This is a genomic window from Streptomyces fractus, from assembly GCF_049844455.1.
GTDB classification, from domain to species: domain Bacteria; phylum Actinomycetota; class Actinomycetes; order Streptomycetales; family Streptomycetaceae; genus Streptomyces; species Streptomyces fractus.
On the sequence record NZ_JBMYHI010000002.1, the window covers coordinates 3,737,059 to 3,749,199 of the forward strand.

A 12,141-nucleotide genomic window follows, 5' to 3' on the forward strand; every position below is an offset into this window, starting at 1 on the left:
CGGTCGCCGGATACCTTTCGGCGCGGCGGGGTTGACGTCTCGGGGCACTGCCCCGGACCCCGCGGGCTCTCGTCCAAGTGCGGGGCTTGATGTGTCACCGGTCCGCCTCCGTTGCCGCGCCCGCCTCGCCCGTGACCGACCAACCGGGGTTCACGCCCGGGAAGAAGAGGGGGACGTCGACCTTGACCGTGGCCCTGGTGACCACGCCGCCGGTGTCCGGGCAGCTGATCGTGGCCGATTGCCAGGCCCCCGGCAGGTTCTTGCGGCCCGCCGCGTCGCACGCGCCCTGGCCGTCCGCGCCGGAGGCATACGCCGATGTCGCCGCGCGTGCCGCCTCGTCCGCCGCGTTGCCCGCCAGGGAGTACGTGTAGCCGTACAGGACGCACTGCCACATCAGGGCGAGGACGACCAGGACCAGCGGGAACATCGCCGCGAATTCGAGGGTCACCGCGCCCTTGTCGGAGCCGCGGCGGCGGGCGCGGCGGCCCGATGCCGGGGGTGCGGGGGTGGCCACGAGGTCCAGTTCCGCCGCCAGCGCCCACAGCGCCTGTTTGACCGAGGAACGGTTGTCGAGGTCCTGCATGCGGCCCGCGTCGACCGCCGCCTGGAGTTCCTTGTACGCGGCGGGGATGGAGGTGCGGGTCGTCTTCGTGCCCGTTACCCGTTCCACCAGGGGCGGTTGGATCTCCGCCGCGCGGGCGTGGCGGTTCACGACCGTGAGGGTCTCCTCCGCCTTGCGGATCTGGAGGCGGTCCCAGAGGCGGACCATGCGTTTCGCCGCGCGTACCGCCACGACGTCCGGGGTGACCAACAGGGCGGCCTGGTCGGCGAGTTCGATGGCGGTCGTGTTCGCCGCGCCCATCTGCGTACCGCAGTCGATGATCACCACGTCGTAGCGGGCGCGCAGGGCGTGGATCACCTGGCGGGCCACGCGGTCCGTGACGTCCTCGCCGCGTTCGCCGTCGGCGGGGGCGAGGAGGAGGTCGACGCCGGACTCGTGGGCGAAGGCGGCGTCCTGGAGGACGCGGGGCGTGATGTCGCGGATCGCCGCGAGGTCGGCGACGGAGCGGCGGAACTGGACGTCGAGGTAGGAGGCCACGTCGCCGGACTGGAGGTCGAGGTCCAGGAGGGCGGTCGTGCGGCCGGACGCCCGTGCGGCGAGGGCCAGTTGGACGGCGGTGACCGTCGTTCCCACTCCGCCCTTCGCGCCCGCCACGGCGACGACGCGGCCGCCGCCGCCCGCGGGGACGAGTTCGGTTCCCGTGCCGCCGGCCAGGTGGCGGCGCATGCCGGCCGACCAGGCGGCCGCGGCGTGTACGCGTTCCGCGAGGGCGTCGTAGCCGAGGGGGAACGCGACGATGCCGCGCGCTCCGCTGTCCATCGCGGCGGTGAGGAGGGCGGGGCCGGTGTCCGCGGTGAGCAGGACGACGCCGACCGCGGGGAAGCGGAGGACGAGGTCGCGGATGAGGTCGAGGGCGGGGACGGGGCCGATGCGTTCGTGGACCAGGACGACTTCGGGGAGCTCGTCGAGGGACTCGGCGGCGAGGGCGGCGAGGGTGTCGAGGAGGGAGGTGGCGTCGGGGACGGGTGGGGCGGGTTCGGCGTCGGGGAGTTGGGAGAGGAGCGTGACGAGGCCTCTGGCGGTTTCCGGGTCGGCGATGGCCGGGAGTATGCGGGTGGTCATCGGCGGGACGCTCCGTTTCGCGGAACCGGGGGTGCGGGTGCGGGGCGGGGCCCCGGGCCCGGGTGCCGGACCGGCGTTACGGTTGCGGGGCGCTGCCCCGAGCCCCGCGCCTCAATCGCCGGCGGGGCTTGAAATACCCGAACCGGCGTTACGGACGCGGGGCTCCGCCCCGGACCCCGCTGCTCAATCGCCGCAGGGGCTTGATTTACCGGCGCTTGAATTGCCCGAAGCCGCGCACGGGCTTGATTTGCCCGGACCGGCGCGAGGGCAGGAATTGGCCGGACCGACGCGAGCACATGAATTGGCCGAACCGGCGCCGGCGCTCGATGGGGCCGTGCCGGACCCAGGGCTTGGGGTGGGGTCATTTGTCGGCCTCCAGCGTGTACGAGCGGTCCTCCGGGGTGATCTTCTCGGTGGCGCCGGGGGCCACCAGGGCCAGGCGTACGTGGGTCGCGAAGGACTCCGCGTAGGCCACTCGTTGGGCGTCCGCGGGGCCGAGGGCGAAGGTGATCGGGACCGCTTCGCCCTGGCGGCGGACGGAGTTCTCGTTGTCCGCGGCGCCCTGCTGGTCGATCGGGGTCAGCTTGCCGACGTCGATGACCCCGGCGTTCTCCACGATGACCTTGGACTGGTCGTGCTGCTTGTCGTTCTCGGCCTTGAACGTGGCGTAGATGTTGACCTTCGAGCCGGGGTTGATCTTCCCGGCGACGCCGGTCTCCGCGTCGATCATGATGGCGATCTCCTGCTGACCCGCCTCCAGCTTCGGGCGGTCGACGATCATGTCGGACTGGAGCAGGGAGCCCTTCTTGAGCTGCGTGACGGCGATCTTGCCGCGGATGTCGCCGAGGTCGGTGACCGCCGTCTCCGACAACCACCGCTTCGGCATCCGCACCTTCTCGAACTGGTCCGCCGTGAGCTGCTTGTACGGGGACACGTCCTGCTTGAGCTCGTACGCGTCCGTCTCCGGCGCCACCTTCGAGTCCACGTCACGGATCACGGCCAGCACACCGGCGAACGCGCCGATGGCGCACAGGGCCGAGACGACCAGGAGTATGACGCCGCGACGCTGACGTGAGTTCATGGACGGGACAACCTCGTTGCTCGGGGCCGGCAGGGACGGTGAGGGCGGCGATAGGGGTCAGTGGTGGGGCGCGCGTGGGAGCGCCGTTCGGGTCGAGCCCGCCGCCGGCGCGAGCGCCGAGTGCGCCGTCGCGCCCGCGCCATCGGGTGGCGCGTCCCCGGCCAGCGGCGCGGAGCAGAACCCGCAGCGGTCGCCGATGAGTTCGAGGCCGCACCAGTGGCACTGCTCGCGGCGGACGGACGAGACCAGTTGGTAGAGCACGGAGATGTCGGGGATGGCTGCCGCGAATTCGACGATGCGGCCGGGGCTGCCCGGCTTGCCCGTCGCCCACCAGCGGGGCGAGTCGGCCGGCAGCCGCGTCCGCGACACCCCCTGCACCCGCCAGGCGGGGGCGAGGACGCCGGTGAGCCAGTCCGGGGTGTGCTGACCGACGGCGTAGACCATGCGCGTACCGAAGGCGGGGCCCGTCGGTGTCTCCGAGCCGGTCAGGCGCAGGAGTTGGGGCTGCGGGGAGGCGACTACCGCGAACTGGGCGTTCGGCGACCAGGATTTCGCGTGCGCCTTCAGGGAGACCGGGACCCGGTCCAGTTTCGCCACGGATCCCACCACCGCGCCCGCGTACACGTAATGCGCAAGCAGCCTGGCCGCCGACGCGAGGACGCCCGGGCTGAAGTCGCAGATCGACAACTGGCGCAATTGCAGCGCCAGTACGGCGAGCCCCAGGGGCGGGAGCGCGGGGCGCAGGATCGCGATCCGGTCGGTTTCCAGCATGGAACGTATCGAATGCAGCCGGTGCACGGTCGCGTCCGGCGCCGATTCCGGGCAGAGCACGATCACATACCCGTGCTGTTCGATCAGTGTGTGTACGTCGGTCAGAGCGCGGTCGAGCGGATACTTCTCCTGGGGTTCGCCCACGGGCAGCACGGTGGCGGTCGGCGTGTGCCGGTCCGGTGAGGCGAGGACCAGGTCGGGGTCGGTCACGGCTATGGCAGTCGGCACGCGTGAACCCCCCGGTCGTCGCTCTGTGTCCCTCCAGCAGCACCTCGCGGTGCCGCTGCCTCAGCACCATATCCACGCAGCCGCCCCGCAACACCCCACTTCGCACTGTTCACGGGGCGATGGGCGCGGGTTGGCGGCGGGTTGGCGAAGAAGCGCCGTCGCCGCCCCTTGACAAGCACATTGGTCTGGACCAGTTTGTACGGCCAGCAGCTGCTTCCCCAACTCCCCCCACATCTCCCCCACTTCGGTGCCGGGAGCGCTCCCCCCACTTGGAGGAAGAAATGGCGCATTCCTATCGCAGACGGTCGCGGCTCGGCGTGCTTCTTGGCGCGTTCACGGCGGCGGCGCTCGCCGTGGGCGGCCTCGCCACGACAAGTACGGCGAATGCGGCGAGTACGGCAAGTACGACCACGAACTCCACGGCCGCCGTCCCGGCGCACGCCGTCACCGGCTACTGGCAGAACTTCAACAACGGCGCGACCGTGCAGAAGCTCGCCGACGTCCCGGACGCGTACGACATCGTTGCCGTCGCCTTCGCCGACGCCACCACGACGCCCGGCGCCGTCGACTTCACGCTCGACTCGGCCGGCCTCGGCGGCTACACGGAGGACGCCTTCAAGGCCGACATCAAGGCCAAGCAGGCGGCGGGCAAGTCCGTGATCATCTCGATCGGCGGCGAGAAGGGCACCATTCAGGTCAACGACGCGGCCTCCGCCACCAACTTCGCCGATTCGGTGTACGCGCTCATGCAGGAGTACGGCTTCGACGGGGTCGACATCGACCTGGAGAACGGCCTCAACTCCACCTACATGTCACAGGCGTTGAAGTCACTCGCCGCGAAGGCCGGCAGCGGCTTCGTGCTCACCATGGCGCCGCAGACCATCGACATGCAGTCGACCTCGGCCGAGTACTTCAAGACGGCGCTCGCGGTCAAGGACATCCTCACCGTCGTCAACATGCAGTACTACAACAGCGGTTCGATGCTGGGCTGCGACGGCAAGGTCTACAGCCAGGGCACCGTCGACTTCCTGACGGCACTCGCCTGCATCCAGCTGGAGGGCGGCCTCGACCCCTCGCAGGTCGGCATCGGCACACCGGCCTCGTCGAGCGCGGCGGGCAGCGGCTACGTCGCCCCCTCGGTCGTGAACGCCGCCCTCGACTGCCTCACCAAGGGCACCGACTGCGGCTCGTTCAAACCGTCGAAGACCTACCCCGCCCTACGCGGCGCGATGACCTGGTCCACCAACTGGGACGCCAGTTCCGGCAACGCGTGGTCCTCGACCGTCGGACCGCACGTGCACGGCCTGTAGCCCTCGGCTCACGGGGCAGTGCCGCCGCACCCCCGGCGACACTGCCCCGTGAACTCAACAGCCGTGGCTCACACGGGAGTTGAGGTGAAGGTGTTGTGCGGGAGCTCGCCCGTTCCCCTCCAGCCCCTTGCGCGAGTGGTGCACTTGACTGTGTGGCCCACTCACATACGGGGGTGCGATGAGATGAGCCAGGCGGTCGGTGCTGTCGACACATGTGCGGAGTGCTCCGCGACAACCGTTCAGGGCGCCGCGTTCTGCGGAGAGTGCGGGGGCGCCCTGCCGAGCCGCGGCCGAGCGCGAGTACCCACGGTTCCCTCTTGGGGCAGGGGCACCGATCTGACGCGGTACATGTGCGCCGCGGTCTTCCTCGACCGGGACTACGCCGATTCACTGATCAAGGACGTCGCTGCCGAGCCGCACCTGGGCGTGGCGCCCGCTCCCGGTTGCGACGTTCCCGTGGTGCTGCGGTACGCCTACGAGGCCAACGCCCGGCGGCACGCCCGGGATCTGCTGCTGGCCGTCGAACTCCTGGCGCTGATCGGCATGGTGCTGACGGGCAACCTCGCGAACGTCTTCTTCCTGCTCCTGCTCTTCCTCGCCTGGCTGACCGTCCTGGTGTTCACCCTGTCCACCACGTACGGCGAGCGTCTTCAGCGGCTGCGCCCCGACCGGTTCGACCCGGGAAAGGCGCCCGCGCCGCCCAACGACGACGCCGGGCGGCGACTCCAGGAGATCAAGGGGTACGCCGACGGGAACGTCACGGCGTACAGCGGATTCTCCCCGTTCGCCGCGTACGGCACGGAACTCGACTCCTGGTCGCTGTTGTTCGACGTGACGCGCTCCGGGGGCGAAGGCGTCACCCCGGCGGAGTTCGACGTGCCGGACCTCTACGCGCATGTGGCCGCCCGGGTCGGATCGCTCTCGCTGCCCTGCCTGGAGATCGAGGAGCGGGTCTTCGTCGACGGCTCGGCGGTGCGGTTCGACGAACGGTTCCTGCCCGATCCGCTGGGGCGGCCCGTCGCCGAGCTCGGCGACGACCGGGTGAACGCCCTGAAGCGGGTGCCGGAGGACGCGGCGCGGCCGTATCTGGCGATCCATTCCACCGGCTGGGGCGGGGAGTTGGTGACCTCGGTGTTCCTGCGGTTCGTCCGCTCCGACTCCACCCTGTTCGTGGAAGCGGTGCCCACGGTCCTGTGCCCGCTGCGGGACCGCTACCGGGCCATCGACTCCCTCATGCCGAGCCCGTCGCCGCGCGAGTTCCTCGAGTTGCTGGGGCAGACCGCGTTCAGCACGCCGTTCGTGCTGCTCGCCGCCCCGTTCCGGTCCGTCACCGGCTTCTCCCCCGACTTCCGTATCAACCGCAGGCGGCGCAGGCAGCGGCGGCAGATCGTGCAGCTGAAGATGTTCGACTACGGCGCGCGCCAGGGCGTACGCAGGCTCGCCTCGGCCGAAGAGCACCGCCGTCACTTCCAGCGGACCGACTCCGGGATGGTCCTCAAAGCCGTCGAACGGCGGGTCCTCGACGCGCTGGTGGAGTTCGCGGAGGCCCACGACATCGATCCGGGGGACCTCAAGCGCCGCCAGGAACTGATCATCAACAACGGCATCATCGCCACCGCGGGGGCCAGCGTGGAGTCCAGCTCCGTCGCCTCGGGCGACCGGTCCCGGATCTCGGCCATCCTCGGCAAGATCCCGCGGCCCAACACGGACTGACCACCCGCAAAGACCCGACAGAGGGACAGGTACGGACATGGACGGACGCAGCAACGACGGCGTGATCGCCACGGGGAACGCGAAGGTCACACACACGGTCGTGGCCAGCGGCAGCAACGCGCGCGTCGACTTCCGCACGGTCGGCCCCACGGACGGGTCCGACGGCGCGGAGCCGTTGACCCCCGCGCAGATCAGCGATCTGCTGGCCCGCCTGATCGGTGAACTGAACGCGTCGGACCACCCCGAGCGCGCCGATCTGGCGGAGTTCGCGCAGAGCGCGCGTGACGAGCTGGCCGCTCCCGAGCCCCGTCTGGGCGTGCTGCGGCGGATGGTACGGGGCCTGGTGGACGCCGTTCCGGGATTCGCCGCGCTGGCCTCCCTGACGGTGACCATCGAAGAAGCCGTACGGGGTCTGTAGGCGACGGGCATGCGCTACTGCATCCACTGCGGCGTACGCGTCCAGGAACCGGAGCGGCCGCTCTGCCCCGGCTGCGGGGCGCCGCACGAGGGCGGAGCACCGGAAGGTCCGCGGCCGGCCGCGCCGACCGACACCCCGGAATACGTGCGCGTGGGCTCGACGAGGCTGCCGCGCTGGCTGCCCGCGGCTCTGGTCGCCGTGATCGTCGTCGCCGGTGTGGCGGTCGGGGTGAGCGTCGCCAACAGCCCCGACGACTCACAGGGAAGCGCGCCGCAGGCGGCCCCCCTGACCCCGGCGACGACGACCGACACGACCGAACCGGACGCCGACACGTATGACCAGGCCACCGAGCTCCCTTCGTACTCCTCCGAGCCCGATGACACGGAGGAGCCGGAGGAGACGGAGACGGAGGCGGCAGAGGACGAGACCGTCGTCACGACGTACTACGACTACATCAACGCCCGTGATTTCAGGGCTGCCTGGGACCTGGGCGGCTCGAACCTGGATTCCGGTTCCTTCGACGACTGGTCGGCGGGGTTCGACACGACGGACCACATCAGCGTCGAGGTCGCCGACCAGGGATCCGGCCAGGTCGACGCGCGGATCTCGGCGTCCCAGACGGACGGGACGGTGCGCACATACGCGGGTACGTACACCGTGCAGGACGGCGAGATCGTCGCCGCCAAAATCCAGGAGGTCCCCTAGGCCCTGTCTTCAAACTCCCGTCTGCGTCGCGACGCCTGGCACGCACGCTCGCGGCGTTGCCGAAAAGCCCGAGTAGCTCCGCTACTAGGGCTTCCCGGCGCCTTGCGATCGCACGCACCAGACGCCGCGACGCCGCCCTGCGGGCGACGACGGGAGTTTGAAGACAGGACCTAGGCACGGGCGCGTCAGAAGAAGTCCCCCCACGGCACGTCCCAGATCTGCTTCACGCACAGGACGACGAACAGCAGGCCCGCGATGGTCAGCATGCCGTTGCTCAGCCAGCCGTTGCGCCAACTGGCCGGGGTGCGTGAGGAGTTCAGGAGCCAGACCAGGGTCAGCGCCAGGAACGGCATGAAGGCCGCGCCGAGGACTCCGTAGATGATGACCAGGCGGAAGGGCTGGCCCTGGAAGAGCAGGATGATCGGCGGGAACGTCATCCACAGCAGGAACGCGCGGAACGGCCAGCCCTTCTCGCGGTCGCCGCGCGCCACTTCCTCGCCGGTCACGACGCGCGAGAGGCGGTAGCGCTCGACGAAGTCGGCGAACATCAGGCTCACGCCGTGCCAGACGCCGATCAGTGAGGTGAAGGACGTCGCGAAGAAGCCGATGAGGAACATCTTCGCCGTCGCCGTGCCGTACTGGTCCTCCAGGATCTTGGAGAGGTCGACGAGGCCCTTGTCGCCGTCGGCGATCGCCGTGTGCGACGCGTGCAGGAGTTCCGCGCCGACGAACAGCATCGCCACGACGAAGATGCCGGTGGTGATGTACGCGACCCGGTTGTCGAGCCGCATCACCTTCATCCACGAGGTGTTCGTCCAGCCCTTCGCGTTGACCCAATACCCGTACGCGGCAAGGGTGATGGTGCCGCCGACGCCGCCGATCAGGCCGAGCGTGTTGAGGATCGAGTCCTTCTCGTCGGGCAGCACGGGGAGCAGGCCCGCGAAGGCGTCGCCGAGGTTCGGGGTGACGCGGATCGCCAGATAGACGGTGACGACGAACATGACGCCGACGAGCACCGTCATGACCTTCTCGAAGACGGCGTACTTGTTGAACCAGACGAAGGCCAGGCCGACGACGCCGCTGAGGATCGCCCACGGCTTGATCGACCAGTCCGCCGGGAACACGCCCGGGAACAGCGCCTGCAGGGGCAGTCCGCTCGACGACATCGCGGCCGCGCCGTACACGAAGCCCCAGATCACCGCGTAGATCACGAAGAAGTACGTGGTCCACTTGCCGAGGCTCGCCCAGCCGTCGAACAGGGTGCGGCCCGTGGCCAGGTGCCATCGGCCCGCCGCCTCCGCGAGGCTGATCTTGACGAGGCAGCCGAGGACGGCGGCCCACAGCAGGGTGTAGCCGAAATTGCTGCCCGCGATGAGGGTGGCGACGAGATCGCCCGCCCCGACGCCCGTCGCGGCGACGACGATGCCGGGGCCGATGTACTTCCAGCTGGACTTGCGGGGATGCGGTTCGGAGGAGGTGGTGCTGCCGGTTCCTGGGGTGCCCGTGGTGTCCGCCATGAACACCAAGGGTGCGCAAAGCGGCGCCGCTGGCAAGAGGGCCGTCAGGAACTCATTCCTCGAAGTACGTGTCCAGCGCCTTGTCCAGCTGGTCCGTCCACTCGGCGAGGCGGGCCTTGTCGGGGGCCTCGACGTCGTTCGGGAACCAGCGGCTGTTGGGCATGTGGACCGTCACCGTGAGGCGCTTGCGCGCGGTGCCGAACTCGACCGCGCTGATCTCGTCCCAGGTGAAGTCGGCCTCCTGGTCGTCCAGCGTGAACCGGACGCCCTTCGCGTCGACGGTGATGGAGCCGCGACGGTCCTTGGCCTCGAGGACGGGCCCTTCGGCGTCGGGCTCCTCCTCGGGGGAGTCCTCCCGGGGCTCCTCCCGCGTGGGCTCCTCGTCCGCCGCCGCCTCCGGCTCCGGCGTCACCTCCTCCGCCGGTTCGGTGGCCTCCTCGGCCTCCTGCTCCCGAGCGGGGGGCGTGAGGCCGGGGATGTGCGCCGGGTCGAAGCCGGCACCGGTGACGGGCGTGACCTTCTCGTTCTCCATACGCTGCTCCACGGGCGGAAGTATGGCGTACGCCGCTGTGCGCTACCCGGCCGCGGTCCAGAACGTGACCGTCGGCCCGTAGGAGCCGTCCTCCTCGTCGCTGACGCCGACGGTGATCTCCCGATCGGGGTAGCGCCGCACCAGGATCGACTGCCAGCACTCGCCGAGCGCCTGGGCGAGCTGGGGCAGCTCTTCGCCGAGCTGGTCGTCATCGGTCAGCTCGGTGTTCATGAACATGTCCCACAGCCTGACCCCGTTGACGACGCGCTCGATGCTCGCGCGGTCGTCTCCCAGCTTGGCGAACCAGTCGTCGACCGTGTCCTGAAAGAACCGGTCCTTCAGGAACACGCACCCGCGGTACTCGACCGTCTCGGGACAGAACAGCCAGGCCGCGGCCAGCACGAACCTCAGGCCGCCCTCGAAGTCGAGGTAGTTGTCCGGACCGAGCTCCTCGTCCTGCCACTCGGTGCGCCACTGCTTGAAGAAGGCCGGCAGCCGACGCTCGGTCCACGACGGATTGCTGCTGCTCACGGGATCTCCCAGGGGAACGCGCTGCGCACGTTCTTCGACTCGCTCACCCGGACCTGTCCGGTCGCCGGGTTGGTGTTGTGCTTCATTTCTACGACGTGCGGTGTGTCCACGCCGTTGTGCGAGGCACCCTCCAGGTCCACGCGCTTGAGTGCGCGGCCTTCGGAATCATAGGTGGAGTAGCCGGTCACCTTGCCCGTCTGCGGATCGGTCTTGTACAGGGTCCCGTCGCTGGGGCCGTTCTCCTTGGGGAGCTTGAGGCCCCCGCGCCCGGTCCGGGCGCCGGTGCCCTCGTACTTCTGCCCGTTCTTGATCAGCTCGGACGCCGGCTGCTGTGCCGAGCCGCCGCTGCCGCCCGAACCCTCGCTGTTCATCCGCAGCGGCTCCGCCTTCGAGTCGCTGCCCGCGTGCTGGGCGAGGTCGGCCGCCCCCGCGCCCGCGATTCCGATGCCCGCGGCCATGCCGGCGGCGGAGACCGCGTTCAGCGGCACTCCGGCGACGGCCCCTACGCCCGTGGCGTCCAGGGCGACGCCGAGGCCCTCGCCGCCGGCGCTCACCCCGGTCAGCAGGGCACCGCCGAGCAGCGCCATGCTGTCCCCCGGGTGCTGGACCATGGCGTTGCCGAAGGAGGCGAGGTCGTTGACGGCTGTCTTGCCCGCGTCGGCGAGGGTGTCCCCCACATCTCCGAGGGCGTCACCCACCTTGGACCAGAACCCCGGGCGGTCCGGGGCGTCCTGCGTCGCCTTCTTCACCGAGGCGGCGGCGGTGTGGCCCGCGCTCCGCACGTTGCCGCGCGCGGTGTCCAACTGCCCGCGGGCCGCGGCCCGGTCCGCCTCGCCCGGGTCGTGGAAGGGGATGTCGGTGTTGTCGCCCTTGCCGCGGGCGTCGTCGACCTTCCGGTCGTGGGTCTGCTGGGCGACCTTCGTCGCCGCCTCGCCCCGCGCGTACTGCGAGATGGCGTCGGCGGCGCGCCGCTGGCTCGCGCTGAGCGTGTGACCGTAGTCGTAGAGGGCGTGCGCGGCTGCGTGGAAGTCGCCGCCCGCCTCGACCCATTTCTTGGGCTCGCCGTGGAAGCGGCCGCGGAAGGCGTCCCCGGCCGGGCCGCGCCAGCCCTCCTCGGTGTCGACCTTCGCCAGGCCCTCGCCGGCCTCGACGAGCGTATCGCCGTACGCGAGCATGGACTGCGCGGTCGAGAGCACCCCTTCGGGGTCACCGGGGACCAGCTCACGGGGGTCGGACGTCTCTCCGAGTTCGGCCATCAGGACGCCCCGGGATCGGAACCGGTCGACGAGCGCAGAATGCCCTGCATGGATATCTGTATGTACCGCTCGGCCGCTTCGTAGCTCTTGACGCAGTGGTTCAGCCGGTCGGCCACTTCCGCGCCGTCGTTGGCAAGGTGCGTGACACCGATGTTCCAGCGATCGCAGAAGTCGTCGACCGCAGCGGCCAGTTCGTCGTGGCCGAAAGCGTCCGCCGGAGCGTCGATGTCGCTGACCTTCTTGGTGGCCATCGCGTCCAGCGTGGTGGTGATTCCGGATGCCGCACCACGCAGCGCGTCAAGGTCGACGGAGAAACCGGCCGCCATGCTCAACTCCCCCCTCTTGAGCCCTGGTTCGGCACGACCGTAACAACGCGTCGGTCATGGCGGAGAAGA

General features: G+C 70.1%; 12 protein-coding genes. 4 read left to right on the plus strand and 8 right to left on the minus strand.

The features are described 5' to 3' along the window. Positions 1 to 94: 94 nt before the first annotated feature. The 3 genes from ACP4E5_RS18625 to ACP4E5_RS18635 form a co-directional block, all read right to left on the minus strand. The gene (locus ACP4E5_RS18625) at positions 95 to 1,684 is read right to left on the minus strand and encodes a CpaE/TadZ family protein (protein ID WP_425830132.1); all 1,590 of its coding nucleotides are present in this window, start codon (positions 1,682 to 1,684) and stop codon (positions 95 to 97) included. A 361-nt stretch (positions 1,685 to 2,045) separates the two neighbouring features. Then, positions 2,046 to 2,765 (minus strand): Flp pilus assembly protein CpaB, encoded by a 720-nt coding sequence (cpaB, locus tag ACP4E5_RS18630; RefSeq protein WP_425830134.1) that lies wholly within the window; start codon positions 2,763 to 2,765, stop codon positions 2,046 to 2,048. 57 nt (positions 2,766 to 2,822) lie between these two features. Continuing rightward, positions 2,823 to 3,764, minus strand: coding sequence for a hypothetical protein (locus ACP4E5_RS18635; protein WP_425830136.1), 942 nt, complete (start codon positions 3,762 to 3,764; stop codon positions 2,823 to 2,825). Between the two features lie 281 nt (positions 3,765 to 4,045). Between ACP4E5_RS18635 and ACP4E5_RS18640 the strand changes: the two genes are divergently transcribed. From ACP4E5_RS18640 to ACP4E5_RS18655, 4 genes are all read left to right on the plus strand, one after another. Further along, positions 4,046 to 5,074, plus strand: a complete 1,029-nt coding sequence (locus ACP4E5_RS18640; protein WP_425830138.1) for a chitinase — start codon at positions 4,046 to 4,048, stop codon at positions 5,072 to 5,074. Between the two features lie 348 nt (positions 5,075 to 5,422). Further along, positions 5,423 to 6,787: a zinc ribbon domain-containing protein gene (locus tag ACP4E5_RS18645; protein ID WP_425830140.1), complete on the plus strand. Its 1,365-nt coding sequence runs from the start codon at positions 5,423 to 5,425 to the stop codon at positions 6,785 to 6,787. Between the two features lie 37 nt (positions 6,788 to 6,824). Then, the gene (locus ACP4E5_RS18650; RefSeq protein ID WP_425830142.1) at positions 6,825 to 7,205 is read left to right on the plus strand and encodes a hypothetical protein; all 381 of its coding nucleotides are present in this window, start codon (positions 6,825 to 6,827) and stop codon (positions 7,203 to 7,205) included. A gap of 9 nt (positions 7,206 to 7,214) precedes the next feature. Then, positions 7,215 to 7,910 (plus strand): hypothetical protein, encoded by a 696-nt coding sequence (locus ACP4E5_RS18655; protein ID WP_425830144.1) that lies wholly within the window; start codon positions 7,215 to 7,217, stop codon positions 7,908 to 7,910. A 185-nt stretch (positions 7,911 to 8,095) separates the two neighbouring features. On the opposite strand, the gene ACP4E5_RS18660 is transcribed toward ACP4E5_RS18655, so the two are convergent. Genes ACP4E5_RS18660 through ACP4E5_RS18680 form a run of 5 tightly spaced genes read right to left on the minus strand, consistent with a single transcriptional unit; the run spans position 8,096 to position 12,072 of the window. After that, positions 8,096 to 9,427, minus strand: coding sequence for an Nramp family divalent metal transporter (locus ACP4E5_RS18660; protein ID WP_425830146.1), 1,332 nt, complete (start codon positions 9,425 to 9,427; stop codon positions 8,096 to 8,098). A 52-nt stretch (positions 9,428 to 9,479) separates the two neighbouring features. Then, on the minus strand, positions 9,480 to 9,971 hold the full coding sequence (locus ACP4E5_RS18665; protein WP_425830148.1) for a hypothetical protein: 492 nt from the start codon (positions 9,969 to 9,971) through the stop codon (positions 9,480 to 9,482). Between the two features lie 30 nt (positions 9,972 to 10,001). Beyond that, positions 10,002 to 10,490 (minus strand): hypothetical protein, encoded by a 489-nt coding sequence (locus ACP4E5_RS18670; RefSeq protein WP_425830150.1) that lies wholly within the window; start codon positions 10,488 to 10,490, stop codon positions 10,002 to 10,004. Next, positions 10,487 to 11,746, minus strand: a complete 1,260-nt coding sequence (locus ACP4E5_RS18675; RefSeq protein WP_425830152.1) for a putative T7SS-secreted protein — start codon at positions 11,744 to 11,746, stop codon at positions 10,487 to 10,489. Before ACP4E5_RS18675 ends, ACP4E5_RS18670 begins: the two co-directional genes overlap by 4 nt. After that, on the minus strand, positions 11,746 to 12,072 hold the full coding sequence (locus tag ACP4E5_RS18680; protein WP_425830154.1) for a hypothetical protein: 327 nt from the start codon (positions 12,070 to 12,072) through the stop codon (positions 11,746 to 11,748). The genes ACP4E5_RS18675 and ACP4E5_RS18680 overlap by 1 nt, the downstream gene beginning before the upstream one ends. Positions 12,073 to 12,141 lie beyond the last annotated feature (69 nt).